Below are 18,745 nucleotides of genomic sequence, written 5' to 3' on the forward strand. Positions count from 1 at the left end.
CCGGCGAGGGGTGACGCCCCGACGAGGGGAGGCGAGGGCGCCTCCGGCGCTCAGTCCTCGAAGGTGGCCTTGAGGGCCTCGACGAGCCCGGGTGCGATGTCCTTGCCGGTCGCGACGGCGTCGTCCGAGTCGTGGTCGCGCTGGCGCAGCAGGCAGATCGAGGTGCCGTCGCGCAGGACGGCCACGACGAGCCGCACGTCCTTGCGGTCGGGGTGGGCCGCGAGGTGGTCGACGGCGTCGTCGCCGCGCGAGGGCAGCTCACGCTCGGCCTCCGGTGGGACGACCATGCGCTCGATGGCGAAGGCGCAGCCGTCCACCTCCTCGGGCCAGGCGAGCCGACCGAGCAGCGTCTCGAGCGAGCTCGTCGTCGGCAGGCCCTCCTGCTCGATGGCGGTCAGAGCGCCCTCGGCGAGGTCGGAGGGACCCATCTGGTCGCGCAGCTGCGGCTCGCGCTCGAGCAGGTCGGCCGTGCGCACGAGCGCGAAGAGCCGGGCGGGCTGGTCCCAGCCGGAGGCCGCGACGTGGCGCTCGGTGTCGAGGGCGGCGATGGCGAGGGGGTCGATGACGGGCTGCGCGTTCACGCCCCCATGCTGCCGTATGCCGTGGGGTGGCCGGCGCGCACCCGGCGCGGACCCACAAAGGGCCTCGACGCGTACGCACCCTCGACGCTCGCGGTCTCGTGCCGGTCACGTTGCGGTCTCTCGCGGCAGGTGCTGCGGGAGCGCGGGTTATGGTTGCCGCAGGCGGCCTCAGGAGGCTGCCCACGGGTCCGCCCGACCACCTGCCCGCCCCAGCACCCAAGGCACTCCACGTGAGCGACAGCAACTTCGGCCCCCCGCCGGGCAACTTCAACGACGACGACTCGGGCGCGCCCCGACGACCCGACGCGGCCACGCTGCCGCCGACCCGACGCCCGCTCGTGACCTCGCTCGTCGTGGCGGCCGCGCTGCTCGTGGTCATCGCGATCGTGGCGCAGTTCTGGACCGAGGTGCTGTGGTACCAGTCGGTCGGCTTCGCAGGCGTCTTCAGCACCCAGATCGTCACCAAGCTCCTCCTGGGTCTCGTCGGTGGCCTGCTGACGGCGGCGATGGTGTGGTCGAGCATCCACTTCGCCTTCCGCAACCGCCCGATCTACGCGCCCTCGCCCGACACGCAGGCCATGGAGCACTACCGCCAGCTCGTCGAGCCGATGCGGCGCACGGCGACGATCGCCGCACCGCTCGCGGTCGGCCTCTTCGCCGGCCTGTCGGCGGCGACGCAGTGGGACACCTTCCTGCTGTGGCGCAACGGCAGCCCGTTCGGCACCACCGACCCCGAGTTCGGTCTGGACATCGGCTTCTTCGTCTTCGACCTGCCGTGGATCAACTTCGTCGTCGCGTTCCTGACGATGATCCTCGTCATCGGCTTCATCACGGCCGCCTTCACGCACTACCTCTACGGCGGCATCGTCGCCGGCAACAAGATGCGCTCGACGCAGGCCGCCCGCGTGCACCTGTCGGTCATCGCGGCCGTCCTCGTGCTCGTGCGGGCCGTCGCCTTCTGGATCGACCGCTACAACCTCGCGACTGCCCAGTCGTCGAAGATCACCGGCATCCAGTACACCGAGTCGCACGCGATCATCCCGACGAAGGGCATCCTCGCGCTCGCCGCCGTCATGTGCGCGATCATGTTCCTCACGACGATCTGGACGCGCTCGTGGCGCCTGCCGCTCGTCGGCGTCGCGGTCCTCGCGGTGATCGTCGTCGCGGTCGGCGGCATCTACCCGGCCCTCGTCCAGTCGCTCAAGGTGCGCCCGTCGGAGAAGTCCCTCGAGGTGCCCTACATCCAGCGCAACATCGACGCGACGCGTGCCGCCTACGGCTTCGACCAGATCACGGTCGACTCCTACGACACGAAGACCGTCGCGACCCAGAACGCCCTGCGTGACGACGCGGCCACGGTGCCCGGCATCCGCCTCATCGACCCGAACGTCGTCAGCCCCACCTTCAAGCAGCTCGAGGCGAGCAAGGGCTACTACCAGTTCGCCGACGTGCTCGACGTCGACCGCTACCAGCTCGACGGGAAGTCGCAGGACACCGTCATCGCCGCGCGCGAGCTCGACCTCAACGGCGTGCCCGACGGGCAGCGCAACTGGCTCAACGACCACACCGTCTACACCCACGGCTACGGCGTCGTCGCGGCCAAGGGCAACACGCGTGAGTCCGACGGTCGTCCGACCTTCATCGAGTCGCAGATCGGCACCGAGGGCGCGCTCGGGAAGTACGAGCCGCGCATCTACTTCGGCGAGAACTCGCCGGAGTACTCCGTCGTCGGCGGCAACAAGCAGGAGTTCGACTACCCGGACCCGCAGGGGACGGGGCAGATCAACTACACCTACGCCGGCATCGGCGGCGTGCAGCTCGACGCCGTCAAGCGGCTCGCGTATGCCGTGAAGTACCGCGAGATCAACTTCCTCCTCTCCGACGCGGTGACCAACGACTCGCGCGTCCTCGACCACCGCACCCCGCGCGAGCGCGTCCAGCGGGTCGCGCCGTGGCTGACGCTCGACGGCAACGCCTATCCCGCGGTCGTCGACGGTCGGGTCCAGTGGATCCTCGACGGCTACACGACCTCGGCGAACTACCCGTACTCGCAGACGACGACGCTCGACACGGTGACCGAGGACGCCGTGACGAGCACCCGCAACTCGGTGCGGGCCGTGCAGGCCGGCCAGGTCAACTACGTCCGCAACTCCGTCAAGGCGACGGTGGACGCCTACGACGGCACGGTCTCGCTCTACCAGTGGGACGAGAAGGACCCCGTGCTCAAGGCGTGGATGTCGATCTTCCCGGGCACGGTCAAGCCGCTCAGCGACATCAAGGGCTCGCTCATGGAGCACCTGCGCTACCCGGAGGACCTCTTCAAGGTCCAGCGCACGCTCCTGTCGAAGTACCACGACCAGGACGCGGCGTCCTTCTACGGCGGCCAGAACTTCTGGCGCGTGCCCGAGGACCCGACGCAGCCGGCCGAGAACCTGCCCCAGCCGCCCTACTACCTCTCGCTCGCCATGCCCGACCAGTCGACCCCGGCGTTCTCGTTGACGTCGACGTTCATGCCGACCGGTGACCGCAACGTCCTCTCGGGCTTCCTCGCGGTCGACGGCGACGCCGGGAGCGAGGACGGCAAGAAGTCGCCCAACTACGGCAAGCTGCGGCTGCTCGAGACGACGGGCGGCTCGGTCAACGGGCCGGGTCTCGTCTACAACGACATGCGGACCTCGTCCGTCACCTCGAACGACGCCTCCCTCGGTCGACAGCTGACCCTGGCGCAGTTCATCTCGACGACCTCGTCGACGGGCGCCAGCGTCATCTTCGGCAACCAGCTGACCCTCCCGGTCGGCGGAGGCCTGCTCTACGTCCAGCCGATCTACGTCCAGGCCCGTTCGACCGGTTCGGGCACCTACCCGCGCCTCTCGGCCGTCGCGGTCGCCTTCGGCGACAAGATCGCCTGGGCCGGGTCGCTCGACGCCGCCCTCAACGACCTCTTCGGCGGCTCGTCGGGTGCGCAGGCCGGCGACAACGGCACGACTCCCACGCCGACCCCGACGCCCACGCCGGGCAGCACCGCCACGCCCACCCCGACGCCGTCGTCGACCGGGACGCCGGGCAGCCCCGACGCGGCGGCGCTGTCCAAGGCGCTCAAGGACGCACAGGCGGCCTACGTCGAGGGAGAGGCCGCCCTCAAGCGCGGTGACTTCGCCGCGTACGGCCAGGCGCAGGCGAAGCTCAAGGAGGCGCTGACGCGCGCGGTGGAGGCCTCACCGCGGTCGACGCCGACGGCGACGCCCTGACGGACGGGCTCGAGCACGACCTGTGGCAGCACGCGAATCGCGTGCTGCCACAGGTCGTTCCGAGCCCGAGCCCGTCGGATCCGAGCACGACGAGGCCTCGATTTGGTCCTGCGGGAGGTTTCGCGTAACGTTGCTCTTGCCGACGCGGGGTGGAGCAGCTCGGTAGCTCGCCGGGCTCATAACCCGGAGGTCGCAGGTTCAAATCCTGCCCCCGCTACTGATCGCGTCAGCGAAGCACGAAGGGCCCCGGAGAGATCCGGGGCCCTTCGTCGTTCCCGGGCCCACACCACTGGCGCAATGACGGGTGGTCGCGGCAGGCTGGCCCCGAGGCGCCGCGACCGGTGGCGCACGGTGAGGGGGGCGACCGTGTCGGAGGAGACGGCGACGGAGCGGGCCACGCGGCTCATCGCGCGGGGCAACCCGGCGGGCCTGCTCTACGGCGCCATCATCACCGGCGCCGTCATGAGCGCGACCGCGAACCACGTACCCTCGACGGCTCGCGTCGTCCTCGCGGCGGTCTTCGTCCTCGCCGTCTACTGGCTCGCCGACGTCTACGTGCGGGCCTTCTCCGACCAGTTCACCCACGCCGGGTCGCCGTTGCCGCGACGGATGGCCGCGGCCGTGCGGCACGAGTCCCGGGTGCTCCTCGGGGGCGTGCCCGCTCTCGTCGTCGTGGTCGTCGCCGCCCTGCTCGGCGCCGACACCGCTCTCGCCGTCAACCTCGCCCTGTGGCTCACCGTCGCCGAGCTGGGCGCGGTGGGCTACCTCGGGGCGCGCTCCGCCGGCTCGAGCCGGCGCACCGCCTTCTGGGAATCGCTCGCGGCAGCACTCCTGGGTGTCGTCATGGTCGTGGCCAAGACCTTCCTGCACTGACCCCCCATCGCCGACCCCACGACCGACCCGGCCACGGACGCGATGCAGCCCCACGCCGCCTCAGCGGACGCGGACGAGCGACTCGAGCGACCTCAGGTAGCGGTCGGCGACGAGACGCTGGGCCCTGCGGCCGACCGCTCCGCCGACCCGTGCCAGCGTGCTGCCCGGCCGTGAGAACGCCCGCACGGTGAAGGTGACGTCCCCGTCCTCTCCGAGCGACACGACGAAGGACTCCTCGCCCGCCTCGGGGTGGCCGGGGAGCGTGCCGTAGGCGAAGCCGCGCCTACGCGGTCCGTCGACGACGTCGACGACGCGTACCGGGGCCCTGAGGGACAGCACCCCCGGGCCGACGCGCAGGTCGGCGACCACGGCGGGGAGCACGACCGGGCTGGACGGGACCACACGCGTCCCGGCGCCGCGCTGGACCGCCCACGCGAGCAGCGCATCCGTCGCCCGGTCGAGGTCGTCGGCGCCCCGGCCGACGACAGCGCGCCGACGCAGGTGCCCGTAGCCGGCCGGGAGCGGTCCCTTGCGCAGGGTCGCACCGACCTCGGTGTAGGTCAGGGGCGCGAGGGCGAGCTCGGCGAGGCGGTCGCCGGCGAGAAGGGGCCCGTTCATGCGCCCAGCATGCCCGATCGTCTCGACCGGGTCGCCGTGCTCGCCCCGAGTCGGAGCGGTCGAGCCCGTCTCTGACGCATTCACGTCACGGATCGGGCCCACGTCTGGGACATTCGCTCTCTCGGGGCCCGGCACGCAGGAGGTGCGTCATGACAACGAGCCCGCGACCGACAGCCACGCGTCGGCGGTCCCACGCCCGCCGCGGACGGAGCCGCCCCGGGGTGCGGGCCCGGCTCGTCGCCGCGGCTGCGATGCTCGTGCTCATGGTCGGATCGGTGGTGCTGTCGGCCCAGGCGTCGGCGGCCGCCACGACGCCGGGCCGGGCGATGTGGGTGTGGTCGTGGACCGACGCGGGCGCCGTGGTCCAGCTCGCGCAGTCCCGTGGCGTGGGCACGCTCTTCGTCGGGGTGCCACCCGACCTCGCGACGAGCGCCAGCCTGCCGACGGTGCGTGACCTCGTGACCCGAGCCAGGGCGGCCGGGCTGCGCGTCGACGCGCTCGGCGGCGACCCCGGCTGGGTCGACGACCCGACGTGGGCGGTCGACCACTGGGTCAGGCCCACCATCGCGACGGGCCTGTTCACCGGACTGCACGTCGACGTCGAGCCGTGGACCACGTCGGCCTGGACGACCCGCCAGTCGACGACGGTGTCGAAGTACCTCACCCTGCTCGACCGGCTCGTGACCGCCAGTGGTGGCCGCCCCGTCGAGGCCGACATCCCCTTCTGGTTCGGGCAGGTCAAGGCCGGGAAGAAGTCGACCCTCGACCGGGAGACGATGCGTCGCGTCTCGGCCGTGACGATCATGGCCTACCGCAACACGGCCGCCGGCCCGGACGGCACGCTCGCCATCGCGGCCGCCGAGCTCGCGTCCGCCGCGGCGCTCGGCAAGCCGGTCCGCATCGGCCAGGAGACGAACTACCTCGGGCCCGACCCCACGGAGGTCAAGCAGACCTTCTACGGCCAGACCCTGACGCGGATGAGCGACCAGCTCGCACAGGTGGACTCGGGCGCCTCGGCCTACGTGACGTACGCCGGCATCGCCGTCCACGACTCGACGGGGTACGCCGCCATGGCCCCGTGAGCGGCTGGGAGGTCGCGGTGACCACGGAGCGGACGCGACGGCATACGCCCGCGGTGCGCGCCGTTGTCCTGGTGACGCCGCCCACCGGGCGGCCCCGGCGGCAGGAGAGACCATGAAGGCCATCGTCATCGACCGTTTCGGCGGACCCGAGGAGCTGCACGAGGCGCAGCTGCCCGACCCGCGGCCGGGGCCCGGCGAGGTGCGGGTCCGGGTCGAGGCCGTCGGGGTCAACCCCGCCGACGGCAAGGTCCGCAGCGGCCTCATGGCCTCACCCGACACGGCGTTCCCGCTCGTGCCCGGTCTCGAGGCGGCTGGCGTCGTCGACGCGCTGGGGGAGGGCGTCACCGACGTCGCCGTCGGTGACCGGGTCGTCGGCTTCGCGGAGGGCGGTGCCTACGCCGAGCTCGCCGTGCTGAGCACGTATGCCGCCCTGCCCGACCCGCTCGACGCCACCGTCGCCGTGTCGCTGCCCGTCGCGGGCGAGACCGCCCGGCGCGTCCTGCGCCTGCTCGACGTGCGGGCCGGCGAGACGCTGCTCGTGCACGGGGCCAGCGGCGCGGTCGGCGAGGTCGCGACGCAGCTCGCCGTCGCCGGCGGTGCCACCGTCATCGGCACGGCGTCGGCCGCCAACCAGGACCGTGTCGCGACCCTCGGAGCCACGCCGACGACGTACGGCGACGGTTGGCTCGACCGCGTGCGCGCACTGGCGCCGGACGGGGTGGACGCCGTGCTCGACGCGAGCGGCGCCGGTGTCCTCGACGAGTCCGTCGAGCTGCTCGGTGGCCCCGACCGGCTCGTCACGATCGCCGACCCGGCCGCCTTCACCACGGGCATCACCTTCAGCGGTGCGTCCGAGCGCTCGGCGCCGGAGCTCGCCGAGCTCGTGGCCCAGCGGGCGTCCGGGGCCGTCACGACGACGATCTCGCGGGTCCTGCCGCTCGCCGAGGCGTCCGCGGCGCAGGAGCTGAGCGACACCGGGCGCGCCGGCGGCAAGATCGTGCTCGTCCCCTGACTTCCGTTGGCCGACCTCAGCGGGAGAGGCTGCGGACGGGCAGCTCGAACCACCTGAGGTGGTCGAAGTCGACGTTGACGTGCGCCTCGTCGCTCGGCTCCGGAGTGGCGGCGGCGAGGATCGCGCGTGCGTCGGCGAGATGCCCGGCCAGGGCGTCCTCCCCGGCCCGCTCCAGCTGCGCGGGATAGGTCAGGCGGCCCTGCTCGAAGGTCACCTGGTGCAGCCGCAGCGGGGGCTCGACGGGGCCGTCCTGGTGGCGCCACAGGCCCGTCGCGGGCTCGAAGTCGTAGTCGCCGAGGAGGCGCCATCCGTCGCGGGCCACGAGGCGGACGGCCTCGATGACGTAGTCGGCGACGACGTCGGAGATGAAGTAGTTGAAGTTGACCCGCACCCAGCCCGGCTTGATGCCCTCACAGCCGCGCCCGATCTCGCGCTCGAACTCGTGCGAGCGCTCGAGGTCGATGCCGAGCAGGTAGTGGCCGTAGGGCCCCGCGCACGAGCAGCCCCCACGGGCCTGGATGCCGAAGAGGTCGTTGAGCACGGCGACGACGAAGTTGTGGTGGAGGTAGCGCTCGCCCTGGGCGTGGACGACGAACGAGACGATCGACAGGCGTTCGGCGTCGAGGTTGCCGAGGATCTCGATCGCGGGCTCGTCGCGCCAGGCCGCGACCGCGCGCGCGAGGAAGCGGTCCTCGCGGGCGCGGATGGTCTCCACGCCGACCGCCTCCTTGAGCTTGAAGACGAGCCCGGCGCGGATGGCCTCGATGATGGCGGGCGTGCCGCCCTCCTCGCGGTGCGCCGGGTCGGTGACGTAGTCGTGGTCGTCGGGGTTGACGTAGGTGACGGTCCCGCCGCCCGGGACGTCGGGCACCCGGTTGGTCATGAGCTCGCGCCGCACGACGAGGACGCCGGGCGTGCTCGGGCCGCCGATGAACTTGTGCGGGCTGAGGAAGACGGCGTCCTTGTATGCCGTGGGGTCGGCCACGCCGCGCCCGCCCCGGCCGTACATCTCGATGTCGACGTAGGGCGCGGCTGCCGCGTAGTCCCAGAACGCGAGCGCACCGTGCTCGTGCAGGAGGGAGGAGATCGCGTCGGTGTCGGTGACGATGCCGGTGACGTTGCTCGCGGCCGAGAAGGAGCCGATGAGCAGCGGGCGGTCGGCGTGCTCGACGAGGCGCTCGCGCAGCACCTCGATGTCGACGTGCCCGTCGAGGTCCTGTGGGATGACGATGACGTCGGCGACGCACTCGCGCCACATCACCTCGTTGGAGTGGTGCTCGTAGGGCCCGATGAAGATGACGGGCCGCTGGTCGGCTGGGACGAGCTCGCTGGCGTGCCAACGGTCCTCGAAGTTCGAGGGGATGCGCAGGCCGAGGATGCCGACGAGCTTGTCGATGGCCCCGGTGCAGCCCGAGCCGGCGAAGACGACGACCGTCTCGTCGTCACCGCCGACGGCGTCGCGGATGGTGCGACGGGCGTCCTCACGCAGCCGGGTCGTCTGCAGGCCGGTGCCCGAGCTCTCGGTGTGGGTGTTGGCGTAGCGGGGGAGCACCTCGTCGCGGATGAAGTCCTCGATGAACGTGAGGCCTCGGCCCGAGGCGGTGTAGTCGGCGTAGGTCACGCGGCGCGGGCCGTAGGGCCCGTGCATCACCTGGTCGTCACCGATGACGCTCGCGCGGATCGTGGTCAGCAGGTCGTCCGGAGCTCCAGCCATGGCACAAGCATACCTCGTGGTGATGCTAGTCCGAAAGAGCATAACCATTTGTTACCTGACATCGAACGCGACGACAGGCAGCTACTTGATCGGCACCACGCACACGACCGTTCCGGTTCCGCCCTGCGATACGGCACTCGTGAACGCGCGCGTCGAGCCGTGGTCGGCGCAGGTACGGCGGACCGAGGAGTCGTCGGTGAAGGACTCTCGCTGCACGAACACGACCCTGCCGAGAGCGGACGGGTCCGAACAGTCGACGGTCCGCACGTCGCGGGTCGGGTCGGCCGTGACGCACTGGCCCGTGGTGATGTCCTCTGCGGCGTCGTCGGCGGTCACGGCACGGAAGACCAAGAACGCCAGGACTGCGAGGAGCAGGGGGCCGAAGCGCCGCAGGCTCGAGATCCCGGCGGGCTTCGGCATGGAGCCGTCCGGTGGCGGGTCGGTCACGGTGAGGACTCCAGTCGAGGCAGGGTGGTTGCGGGAGGCGCCCCCCGCATTCTGCCCGTACTCGGTGCCGTCGTGTGCCGTCGTGCGCCGTCGTGTGCCGTCGCGACCCCGCACCTCCCGCGCTCCGTCACATAGGGTCGATCCGTGACAGCGATCTCCTACCCGCTCGCGGAGCGCACGCTCGCCAACGGCCTGCGCGTCATCGTCAGCGAGGACCACACGGTGCCCAACGTCGCGGTGAACCTCTGGGTCGGCGTCGGCTCCCGGCACGAGACCCCCGGACGCACCGGCTTCGCCCACCTCTTCGAGCACCTGATGTTCCAGGGCAGCCGCAACGTCGCCTCGGGCGAGCACTTCTCGGCGCTCATGGACGAGGGCGCGCGCCTCAACGCGACGACGTGGTTCGACCGCACGAACTACTTCGAGACGGTGCCCACGGGTGCGCTCGAGCTCGCGCTGTGGCTCGAGGCCGACCGGCACGGCCACCTGCTCGACGCCGTGACCCAGGAGAACCTCGACAACCAGCGCGACGTCGTCAAGGAGGAGAAGCGCCAGCGCTACGACAACGTGCCCTACGGCTCGGCGCTCATCGACATCTACGCGACCGCCTTCCCCGAGGACCACCCCTACCACCACCCCACGATCGGGTCGATGGAGGACCTCGACGCCGCGACGCTCGAGGACGTCCATGACTTCTTCCGCGCGCACTACGGGCCGAACAACACGGTCCTCACCCTCGTCGGCGACGTGACCCCCGAGGAGGGGTTCGCCGCCGCCGAGACGTACTTCGGCGGTCTCCCGGCCATCGAGCTGCACACCCGCGAGCGGCACCCGCAGCTGCCCCCGCTCTCGGAGCCGGTCCGGCTCGACCGTGTCGGTGACGTCCCGAACGACCGGATCTACGTCTCCTTCCGGCTCCCGGTCGACACGACGCCCGACTACCTCGGCTGCCAGGTCGCGGTCGACGTCATCGGCGGCCTCGCGAGCTCCCGACTCGTGCGCCGTCTCGTGCGCACCGACGAGACCGCCGTGGCTGTGGGCGGCTGGACCATGGGACTCGTCGACGGCGTGGGGCTCGGCACCATCACCGTCGACGTGTCCGCCGGCGCCGACGTCGAGCAGGTCGAGGCCGCGGTGTGCGAGGAGATCCGCCGCTTCATCGAGGAGGGGCCGGATGCGGCGGAGCTGGAGTCGGTCATCGCCGACACCGAACGCTCGTGGCTGAGCGCGCTCGCGAGCATCGAGGAGCGCGCCGACCACATCAGCCACCACGCGCTGCTGACGGGCGACCCGGCCTACGTCAACACGTTCGTCGACCGCATCCGCGCGGTGACCGCGGAGCAGGCCCGCGCGGCTGCCGCGACGTGGCTCGACCCCGAGTCGCGCGCAGTCGTGCGCTACCTCGCCGACACGAGCAAGGACGTCGACCAGCCCGACGACACGGACGACGCCGACCGCACCGACAAGGACTCGGAGGAGGCCGCATGACCGCCGTCGCCCGCCCCGCCGTCGCGCCGCCCGAGCCGTGGGACTTCCCCGAGGGCAGCACGCACGACCTGCCCAACGGCCTGCGCCTGCTCACCTACGACGTGCCCGGCCAGTACGTCGTCTCGGTGCGCCTCGGCCTGCCCGTGTCCCTCCGTGACGAGCCGCGCGAGCGCGAGGGCGTGGCCTCGATCATGTCCCGCACCCTCGACGAGGGGACGGCACGGCACACGGCCGAGGAGTTCGCCCGGCTCCTCGAGCGCAAGGGGGTCAGCTTCGGCGCGGGGATGGCCGATGCCGGTCTCTCCCTCGACCTCGACGTCGTCAAGGGCAACCTCGAGCCCGCGCTCGACCTGCTCCGGCAGATCCTCACCGAGCCGGCCTTCCCGCAGACCGAGGTCGCCCGCCAGGTGCGCACGCGCCTGGCCGAGATCGAGCAGGAGCGGTCGGTCGCTGCGCACCGCGCGGGGCTCGAGTTCGTCCGCACGTTCTACGCACCCGACGACCGCTCGTCCCGGCCCACGGGCGGCACGCGCGAGACCGTCTCGTCGATCACGCGCGACGACGTCGCGGCCTTCCACGCCGAGCACGTCGTCGCGGCGGGCGGCACCGTCGTCGTCGCCGGAGACCTCGAGGGACTCGACGTGCCGAGTCTCGTCGAGGCCGCCCTCGGGGACTGGGTCCCCGGCCCCCGCGACCGCGAGCGCTACCTCCAGCACGCCGCCGCCCTCGCCCCCGACCGCGGCCGCATCGTGCTCGTGTCCCGCCCGGGTTCGGTGCAGACCGAGTTCGTCATCGGCGCGCCGGGCCCCGACCGATCCGTCGAGGGTGGGTGGGCGCCCTACCCGGTGCTCGGCTTCGTCCTCGGTGGGTCTCCGAACGCCCGCATCGACGCGGTGCTGCGCGAGGAGAAGGGCTACACCTACGGCATCCGGTCCAGCTTCCGCCCGCGCCGTCGCGGCGGCGTGTTCCTCACGTCCGGCTCGGTGCGTGCCGACTCGACCGCAGAGTCGCTGAGGCTTCTCGTCGAGATCCTCGAGAGCGGCCGGGACGGGTTCAGCGACAAGGAGATCCGCTCCGGCGTCGACTTCATCTCCAAGACCGCGCCAGGACGCTACGCCACCGCCGACTCGATCGCCGACGAGGCGGTGGGCATGGCGCTCGACGGGCGCACCACGGCCTTCACCACCGACAACCTCCGCGACCTCGCCACCGTCGACCGCAGCCGGGTCGAGGCGGCCTACGCGCGGTTCGTCGACGGCGCGGGCATCGGCTCGGGCGCCCCCGGTGCGGGGTGGACGATCGTCATGGTCGGTGACGCGGCCGCCCACCTCCCTGCCATCGAGGCCCTCGGGCTCGGCGACGTCACCGTCGTCACCGACGCCTGACCCTCCACCGCTGCGTCTCGCTCCCGCTTCCCCACCGAACGCGGCGTCCGGTCGCCAACTCACTGTCACAACAACGAGTTCGGCGCCGAACGCGGCGTTCGGGCAAGGGGGTGAGGCCGGCGAGTCGGCTGGCTAGAGCGGGCGCTCCATGACGTAGTCGTCCTCGTAGACCCCACCGACGAGGAAGCGCTTGGTGCCGACCCGCTCGAAGCCGCTCTTGCCGTAGAACCGCTGGGCACGCTCGTTCTGCTGGTTGACGCCCAGCCACACGCCGGCGGCGCCGGAGTCGCGCGCCCAGTCCAAGGCCCGGGTCATGAGCAGGGCCGCAGCGCCCGTGCCGTGGGCCTGCGGCAGGACGTAGATCTTGGACAGCTCGACGGTGGGGCGGAGCCGGATCGCGGCACGGACGTCCCCGTCCTGCGGGTCGCCGGCCACGAGCATGGCGTAGCCGTTCGCGGTCCCGTCGCGCTCGGCCAGGAGGACGTGCCGGCGCGGGTCCGCGACGTAGTCCGTGAAGCGCGCGGGGGAGAGGACCTCATCGACGAACGCGTCGACCCGCTCCCGGGTCATCGACGGCGGACACGCGAGCTCGAAGGTCGCCGCAGCGACCGCAGCCAGGGCAGGGACGTCCGCGCTGCCGGCGGGCCGCACCGTGGCGGCGTGGACGGCAGCGTCGGGGGCCGAGGTGCCGGCCGGGCCGGTGGGATCGGTGCTCATGCCGAAAGGCTATGCCGGACAGCGCAGCCCGCCCAGCAGCGTCTCAGGCCGGCGGCGTGCCGATGCGGGAGAGCACCTCGTCGTGCAGCAGGCCGTTCGTCGCGAGCGCGTTGCCGCTCCAGCAACCGTCCTTGCCGTCGAGGCCGGTGAACCGGCCACCCGCCTCCTGCACGATCGCGACGAGCGCGGCCATGTCGTGGACCGCCAGCTCGGGCTCGGCCGCGATGTCGGCCGCCCCTTCGGCGACGAGCATGTAGGACCAGAAGTCTCCGTAGGCGCGGGTGCGCCAGCAGTCGTCCATGAGGTCGAGGAAGTCGTCGCGTCGCCCACGGACCCGCCACCCCGAGAGGGACGAGTACGACAGCGACGCGTCCCCGAGCCGTCCGACCTGGGACACGGAGATGCGCCGCGCCGACGACAGGGAGCGGCCGCTCCACGCGCCGGAGCCGGTCGCAGCCCACCAGCGGCGCTGCAGGGCCGGTGCGGCGACGAGCCCGAGCACCGGCACGTTGTCGACGACGAGACCGATGAGCGTGGCCCAGACCGGCACGCCGCGGACGAAGTTCTTCGTGCCGTCGATGGGGTCGATGATCCATCGACGCGGACCGTGCCCGGTCGTGTCGAACTCCTCGCCCTCGACGGCGTCACGGGGTCGGGTGCGCTTCAGCTGGTGCCGGACGAGCTCCTCTGCGGCCCGGTCGGCGTCGGTGACGGGCGTGAGGTCCGGCTTGCTCTCGACGACGAGGTCGGCGGCGCGGAAGCGTGCCATCGTCACCCGCTCGACGGCATCCGCGAGGACATGGGCCAGACGAAGGTCGTCGTCGTAGGAGGTCACCGGCTCAACCTAGCGGCATCGGTCCGAGCAGGGGTGGCGAGACCGGCGACGGATGCCGCTGCGGCTCAGTGCTCCTCAGTGCTCCTCGGTGGTGCTCCGGCTGCTGAGCAGGCGACGCAGCGACTCGAGGCGTGACGCGCCGGCGGGCCCGGCGTGTCCGTCGGCAACCCAGGCGTCGAGGGCGCACTCCTCCTCGTCGTGCGTGCAGCCACGGGGGCAGTTGTCGGTGCCCTCGGCGAGGTCGGGGAAGTGGTCGATGATGTGGTCGACGTCGATGTGGGCGAGCCCGAACGACCGGATGCCGGGCGTGTCGATGACCCAGCCGTCGTCGGAGCCGTCGGTACCGTGCAGCCGCAGGGCCACGGCGTTCGTCGACGTGTGGCGCCCGCGGCCGGTCGTGTCGTTGACGACGCCGGTCGCGCGCAGGGCGCCGGGGACGAGCCCGTTGACGAGGGTGCTCTTGCCGACGCCGGAGTGCCCGACGAGGACCGAGACCTTGCCGGAGAGCCTGGCGCGCAGGTCGTCGAGGCCGGAGAAGTCGCCGTCCTTCCACGACGTGACGACGTGCTCGACCTCGAGCGGGGTGTAGTTGGCGAGGAAGTCGCTCGGGTCGACGAGGTCCGCCTTCGTCAGCGCGAGCAGCGGCTCGAGGTCCGCGTCGTAGGCGGCGACGAGGCAGCGGTCGACCATGCGCGGTCGGGGCTCCGGGTCGGCGAGCGCCGTGACGATGACGAGCTGGTCGGCGTTGGCGACGATGATCCGCTCGTAGGGGTCGGTGTCGTCGGCCGTGCGCCGCAGCACCGACCGACGCTCCTCGATGCGCACGATGCGGGCGAGCGCGTCGGGCCCGCCGGCGAGGTCGCCGACGAGGGCGACGTCGTCACCGACGACGACCCGGGTGCGACCGATCTCGCGGGCCTTCATGGCCGTGACGACGCGCTCGGGCTCCTTCTTGCCCAGCGAGCCCTTGGGGATGAGGCACGTGTAGCGGCCCCGGTCGACGCCGATGACCATGGCGACGACGGCGTCCGCGTGGGCCGGGCGCTCCTTGGTGCGAGGCCGGGATCCCTTGCGACTGGGGCGGACCCGGATGTCTCCCTCGTCGAGGTCCCGCCAGCTCATCGCGAGAGCACCACCGGGCGGGAGCCGTCGAGCATGCCCTGCCACAGCCCGACGAAGTCGGGGAGGGTCTTGCGCGTCGTGCCGATGTCCTCGACGTGCACGCCGGGCACGCGCAGCCCGATGATCGCGCCCGCGGTGGCCATGCGATGGTCGTGGTAGGTGCGGAACCGCCCACCGTGCAAGGGTGCCGGTGAGATGCGCAGGCCGTCCTCGGTCTCGGTGACGTGCGACCCGACCCGCCCGAGCTCTGCCGTGAGCGCCGCGAGACGGTCGGTCTCGTGGCCGCGGATGTGGGCCACGCCGCGGATCCACGTCGGGGTCGACGCGAGTGCCGCGAGAGCGGCGACGGTCGGGGTCAGCTCGGCCGCGTCGTGCAGGTCGATGTCGATGCCGACGAGCTCACCGCTGCCGACGACGGTGAGCCCCGAGCGGTCGAGGCGCACGTCGGCGCCCATCGTGTCGAGGATCTCGCGGAGGAGGTCGCCCGCCTGGGGGGTGTGCTGGGGCCACCCGGGCACCCGCACCGTGCCGCCGACGACCAGAGCCGCCGCGACGAAGGGCCCGGCGTTGGACAGGTCCGGCTCGACCGACACGTCGAGGGCGTTGATCTCGGACGGCTCCACGCGCCACGTGTTGGGCTCGCTGTCGTCGACGATCGCGCCCGCGTCGCGCAGGGTCTCGACCGTCATGAGGATGTGTGGCTCGCTGGGCACCGGCTTGCCGTCGTGGTGCACCGTGACGCCCTCGTCGTAGCGCGCCCCGGCGAGGAGCAGCGCCGAGATGAACTGCGACGAGGCCGAGGCGTCCATCGTCACGGACCCGCCCGGCACCCGTCCGCGCCCGCCGACGGTGACCGGCAGGTGCCCGTCGTGGTCGTCGACGTCGACCCCGAGCGCCCGCAGCGCGTCGGTGACCGGCCCCATGGGGCGCACGCGCGCCTGGGGGTCTCCGTCGAGCCGGACCGGCCCGTCGGCGAGCGCGGCCACGGCGGGCAGGAAGCGCATCACCGTGCCGGCCAGGCCACAGTCGACGGTCACGTCACCGCTCAGCGTCTCGGGTGGTGTCACCACCCAGTCGGGCACGGCGCCGACCCCGCCGACCCCGGACTCGCCCTCCGGCGCGACGTCGTCGATGCGCACGCCCAGGGCGCGCAGCGCGTCGGCCATGAGCAGCGTGTCACGCGATCGCAGGGGCGCCCGCAGCCGCGAACGGTCGCTCGCGAGCGCGGCGAGCACGAGGTAGCGGTTGGTCAGGGACTTGCTCCCCGGCAGGACGACCGTGGCATCGAGGGGGCCGTGCGCGAGCGGCGCGGCCCAGTCGGGCTCCGCGGTCAGGGGGCCACGGTCGGTGGCACCGTCCGTCACGGACGTCGGGTGGGGCGATGGGTCAGCGGGACTCAACTCAGCTCACGACGTCCTGGGCTCGATGGGCGAGCAGGCGCGCCTCACGCTTGGCGGCCCGCTGGGCGTGACGGGCCTCGCGGCGCGTCGTCTTCGTGGCGTGCTGGGCGCGCCAGGCCAGTCCCGGCCTGCCCTCGGTGTCGACGGCCGCGAGGAGCAGTCCGCCGAGCAGGCCCACGTTCTTGAGGAAGAGGCTGCGGCTCTGCGCCTTGCGCGTCGGGTCGGGCTCCTCCCAGAAGGCGTGCTCGATCGCCGTCGTCGGGACGATCGAGGCGGCGAGCACCGTCGAGGCGAGGCGCGGCATCCGACCGGTCGCGAGCAGGAGCCCTCCGCCGAGCAGGGCGGCGCCGTTGACCCGGACGAAGAGGTCGGGGTCCTTCGCGGCGACCTCGGCCCCCGGCACCTGGTCCGGCACCTTCTGGAGCAGGTGGGCGGCCTGGTCGGTGCGCGCAGCCGGGTGGCGCAGAGCCTCCACGCCTGCGGCGACGAAGACGGATGCGAGCAGCGGGCGGGCGAGACGACGGACGATCATGCGTTTTCCTCCTCTGGCCGCGACCCGTCGGAACGCGTCGTGGCCATCGTGGACCTGTGGACACCTACGGTATCGACATACCCGAGCCACGGGACGTGCCGCCCACGCCTGCCTTCGGGGTCGAGGTCGGGGTCGGGGTGGGCGCGACGTACGCGTGTGCCAGCACGGTCCCCGTCGTCGGCCACCCGGCATACGCTGTGGCGCATGTGCGGGAGGTATGCCGCGAGCGCGCGGCCCGACGAGCTCATCGAGGCCTTCGACGTCGACGAGGACCACACCGACGAGCCCGCGCGCAGCGTGCTCAAGAACCCCCAGAGCCCCCCGGCGGGCGAGCCCGACTGGAACATGGCCCCCTCCAAGCGGGCCCCCGTCGTGCTGACCCGCCGGCCACGCGGCGACGGCGACCCCGACGAGCCGGCCGTCCCCGCACGACAGCTCCGGATGCTCACGTGGGGTCTCGTGCCGACGTGGTCCAAGGACGTCTCGACGGGCCTGCGCATGACGAACGCCCGGGCCGAGTCGGTGCTCGGCAAGGGCGCCTTCGCCAAGGCTGCGCTCTCGCGCCGCTGCCTCGTGCCGGCCGACGGCTGGTACGAGTGGCAGGTCTCGCCGACCGCGGTCGACGCCAAGGGCAAGCCGCGCAAGCAGCCGTTCTTCATCCACCGTGCCGACGGCGCGCCCGTCGCCTTCGCCGGGCTCTACGAGTTCTGGCGCGACCGCGAGCTGCCCGAGGGCGACCCGGCGGCCTGGCTGACGACCTTCACGATCATCACGACCGCCGCCGACCCCGGCATGGACCGCATCCACGACCGCCAGCCCCTCGTGCTCGAGCCCGCGCAGTGGGAGCACTGGCTCGACCCCGACGAGAAGGACCCGGCCTACGTCCAGGGCATCCTCGAGTTCGCCGAGCCCGGGCGCTTCGAGGCGTACCCGGTGAGCCGGGCGGTGGGGGCGACGCGCAACAACGGCCCCGCCCTCGTCGAGCCCGTGCCCGAGTCCGAGCTCGAGGGCGTCGTCGACCCGATGACGGGTGAGGTGGTGGGCGCGTGAGCGCCCCGGCCCGTGAGACGGTCCGCGAGATCGAGACGCCAGGCGGCCCGGGACGGGCCCACGTCCAGCGGCCCACCCGACCGCGCGGGACCGTCGTCCTCGGGCACGGCGCCGGCGGAGGGCTCGGCGCGATCGACCTCGCGATCGCCCGCGAGGTCCTCGTCGGCGCGGGGTGGGCCGTCGTGCTCGTCGAGCAGCCCTGGCTCGTCGCCGGCCGCAAGGTGGCCGGCCGCCCGCCGACGCTCGACGCCGCGTGGGTCCCGATCGTCGAGGCGCTCGTGACGGGACGAGGCCGCCTGCCGCGGCCACTCGTCGTCGGCGGCCGAAGTGCGGGGGCGCGCGTGGCGTGCCGCACCGCGGGTCCGCTCGAGGCCGACGCGGGGCTCCTGCTGAGCTTCCCGCTCCACCTGCCTGGCCAGCCCGAGAAGCTGCGGGCGCACGAGCTCGCGCTCGCGCCCGACCCCTCGTGGGTCGTGCAGGGCACCCACGACACGTTCGGCACCCCGGACGAGGTGCGCCCGCACCTGCCGGCCGGCACGACGCTCATCGAGGTCCCCGGCGCGCACAGCTTCCCGAAGGGCTCGCGCAGCGCCCTCACCGAGGCTCTCGGCACGATCGCGGGAATGCTCCCCGGCTAGGTG

At 72.6% G+C, this 18,745-nt stretch carries 17 protein-coding genes and 1 tRNA gene; 9 read left to right on the top strand and 9 right to left on the bottom strand.

The annotated features are described in order from the left end of the window. Positions 1–50: 50 nt before the first annotated feature. Positions 51–581 carry a PPA1309 family protein gene (locus ACSQ2D_RS06190; RefSeq protein WP_435985100.1) on the bottom strand — a complete coding sequence of 177 codons (531 nt, stop codon included), beginning with the start codon at positions 579–581 and terminating at the stop codon, positions 51–53. A gap of 230 nt (positions 582–811) precedes the next feature. Between ACSQ2D_RS06190 and ACSQ2D_RS06195 the strand changes: the two genes are divergently transcribed. The 3 genes from ACSQ2D_RS06195 to ACSQ2D_RS06205 all read left to right on the top strand — a co-directional run bounded on the left by ACSQ2D_RS06195 (position 812) and on the right by ACSQ2D_RS06205 (position 4,702). Continuing rightward, positions 812–3,829: a UPF0182 family membrane protein gene (locus tag ACSQ2D_RS06195; RefSeq protein WP_435985101.1), complete on the top strand. Its 3,018-nt coding sequence runs from the start codon at positions 812–814 to the stop codon at positions 3,827–3,829. A 143-nt stretch (positions 3,830–3,972) separates the two neighbouring features. Further along, a tRNA-Met gene (locus ACSQ2D_RS06200) sits at positions 3,973–4,046 on the top strand. A 149-nt stretch (positions 4,047–4,195) separates the two neighbouring features. Continuing rightward, a complete protein-coding gene (locus tag ACSQ2D_RS06205) occupies positions 4,196–4,702 on the top strand; it encodes a hypothetical protein (protein WP_435985102.1) in 507 nt (168 codons plus the stop codon). A gap of 60 nt (positions 4,703–4,762) precedes the next feature. On the opposite strand, the gene ACSQ2D_RS06210 is transcribed toward ACSQ2D_RS06205, so the two are convergent. Continuing rightward, positions 4,763–5,320, bottom strand: coding sequence for a DUF1990 family protein (locus ACSQ2D_RS06210; RefSeq protein ID WP_435985103.1), 558 nt, complete (start codon positions 5,318–5,320; stop codon positions 4,763–4,765). A 149-nt stretch (positions 5,321–5,469) separates the two neighbouring features. Here ACSQ2D_RS06210 and ACSQ2D_RS06215 point away from each other — a divergent pair, with 149 nt between their 5' ends. Both ACSQ2D_RS06215 and ACSQ2D_RS06220 read left to right on the top strand, forming a co-directional pair. Then, entirely contained in the window at positions 5,470–6,402 is a 933-nt protein-coding gene (locus ACSQ2D_RS06215) for a hypothetical protein (protein ID WP_435985104.1), read from the top strand. Positions 6,403–6,514: 112 nt separating this feature from the next. Further along, positions 6,515–7,414: an NADP-dependent oxidoreductase gene (locus tag ACSQ2D_RS06220; RefSeq protein WP_435985105.1), complete on the top strand. Its 900-nt coding sequence runs from the start codon at positions 6,515–6,517 to the stop codon at positions 7,412–7,414. Between the two features lie 16 nt (positions 7,415–7,430). On the opposite strand, the gene ACSQ2D_RS06225 is transcribed toward ACSQ2D_RS06220, so the two are convergent. After that, positions 7,431–9,128: an aminotransferase class V-fold PLP-dependent enzyme gene (locus ACSQ2D_RS06225; RefSeq protein ID WP_435985106.1), complete on the bottom strand. Its 1,698-nt coding sequence runs from the start codon at positions 9,126–9,128 to the stop codon at positions 7,431–7,433. Positions 9,129–9,209: 81 nt separating this feature from the next. Further along, positions 9,210–9,575, bottom strand: a complete 366-nt coding sequence (locus tag ACSQ2D_RS06230; RefSeq protein ID WP_435985107.1) for a hypothetical protein — start codon at positions 9,573–9,575, stop codon at positions 9,210–9,212. Positions 9,576–9,719: 144 nt separating this feature from the next. Here ACSQ2D_RS06230 and ACSQ2D_RS06235 point away from each other — a divergent pair, with 144 nt between their 5' ends. After that, entirely contained in the window at positions 9,720–11,063 is a 1,344-nt protein-coding gene (locus tag ACSQ2D_RS06235) for a M16 family metallopeptidase (RefSeq protein WP_435985108.1), read from the top strand. Next, entirely contained in the window at positions 11,060–12,448 is a 1,389-nt protein-coding gene (locus tag ACSQ2D_RS06240) for a M16 family metallopeptidase (protein WP_435985109.1), read from the top strand. Before ACSQ2D_RS06235 ends, ACSQ2D_RS06240 begins: the two co-directional genes overlap by 4 nt. A 132-nt stretch (positions 12,449–12,580) precedes the next feature. Here the strand turns inward: ACSQ2D_RS06240 and ACSQ2D_RS06245 are convergent, their stop codons facing one another. From ACSQ2D_RS06245 to ACSQ2D_RS06265, 5 genes are all read right to left on the bottom strand, one after another. Then, entirely contained in the window at positions 12,581–13,165 is a 585-nt protein-coding gene (locus tag ACSQ2D_RS06245) for an N-acetyltransferase family protein (RefSeq protein WP_435985110.1), read from the bottom strand. 43 nt (positions 13,166–13,208) lie between these two features. Continuing rightward, a complete protein-coding gene (hisN, locus tag ACSQ2D_RS06250; RefSeq protein ID WP_435985111.1) occupies positions 13,209–14,000 on the bottom strand; it encodes a histidinol-phosphatase in 792 nt (263 codons plus the stop codon). A gap of 75 nt (positions 14,001–14,075) precedes the next feature. Continuing rightward, entirely contained in the window at positions 14,076–15,122 is a 1,047-nt protein-coding gene (rsgA, locus tag ACSQ2D_RS06255; protein ID WP_435985112.1) for a ribosome small subunit-dependent GTPase A, read from the bottom strand. Next, on the bottom strand, positions 15,119–16,486 hold the full coding sequence (gene aroA / locus ACSQ2D_RS06260) for a 3-phosphoshikimate 1-carboxyvinyltransferase (RefSeq protein ID WP_435985113.1): 1,368 nt from the start codon (positions 16,484–16,486) through the stop codon (positions 15,119–15,121). The genes rsgA and aroA overlap by 4 nt, the downstream gene beginning before the upstream one ends. A gap of 37 nt (positions 16,487–16,523) precedes the next feature. Next, a complete protein-coding gene (locus ACSQ2D_RS06265) occupies positions 16,524–17,054 on the bottom strand; it encodes a DoxX family membrane protein (RefSeq protein WP_435985114.1) in 531 nt (176 codons plus the stop codon). Positions 17,055–17,258: 204 nt separating this feature from the next. Between ACSQ2D_RS06265 and ACSQ2D_RS06270 the strand changes: the two genes are divergently transcribed. Beyond that, entirely contained in the window at positions 17,259–18,104 is an 846-nt protein-coding gene (locus tag ACSQ2D_RS06270; RefSeq protein WP_435985115.1) for an SOS response-associated peptidase, read from the top strand. Next, positions 18,101–18,742 carry an alpha/beta hydrolase family protein gene (locus ACSQ2D_RS06275; RefSeq protein WP_435985116.1) on the top strand — a complete coding sequence of 214 codons (642 nt, stop codon included), beginning with the start codon at positions 18,101–18,103 and terminating at the stop codon, positions 18,740–18,742. The genes ACSQ2D_RS06270 and ACSQ2D_RS06275 overlap by 4 nt, the downstream gene beginning before the upstream one ends. Positions 18,743–18,745: the final 3 nt, after the last annotated feature.

It is taken from the genome of Terrabacter sp. LjRoot27 (assembly GCF_964254175.1).
GTDB lineage: Bacteria > Actinomycetota > Actinomycetes > Actinomycetales > Dermatophilaceae > Terrabacter.

Coding starts and splice junctions, on each gene's coding strand:
- ACSQ2D_RS06210 (WP_435985103.1), bottom strand. CDS start 5,320: ATGAACGGGCCCCTTCTCGCCGGCGACCGCCTCGCCGAGCTCGCCCTC.
- ACSQ2D_RS06215 (WP_435985104.1), top strand. CDS start 5,470: ATGACAACGAGCCCGCGACCGACAGCCACGCGTCGGCGGTCCCACGCC.
- ACSQ2D_RS06220 (WP_435985105.1), top strand. CDS start 6,515: ATGAAGGCCATCGTCATCGACCGTTTCGGCGGACCCGAGGAGCTGCAC.
- ACSQ2D_RS06225 (WP_435985106.1), bottom strand. CDS start 9,128: ATGGCTGGAGCTCCGGACGACCTGCTGACCACGATCCGCGCGAGCGTC.
- ACSQ2D_RS06240 (WP_435985109.1), top strand. CDS start 11,060: ATGACCGCCGTCGCCCGCCCCGCCGTCGCGCCGCCCGAGCCGTGGGAC.
- ACSQ2D_RS06245 (WP_435985110.1), bottom strand. CDS start 13,165: ATGAGCACCGATCCCACCGGCCCGGCCGGCACCTCGGCCCCCGACGCT.
- rsgA (WP_435985112.1), bottom strand. CDS start 15,122: ATGAGCTGGCGGGACCTCGACGAGGGAGACATCCGGGTCCGCCCCAGT.
- ACSQ2D_RS06265 (WP_435985114.1), bottom strand. CDS start 17,054: ATGATCGTCCGTCGTCTCGCCCGCCCGCTGCTCGCATCCGTCTTCGTC.
- ACSQ2D_RS06270 (WP_435985115.1), top strand. CDS start 17,259: ATGTGCGGGAGGTATGCCGCGAGCGCGCGGCCCGACGAGCTCATCGAG.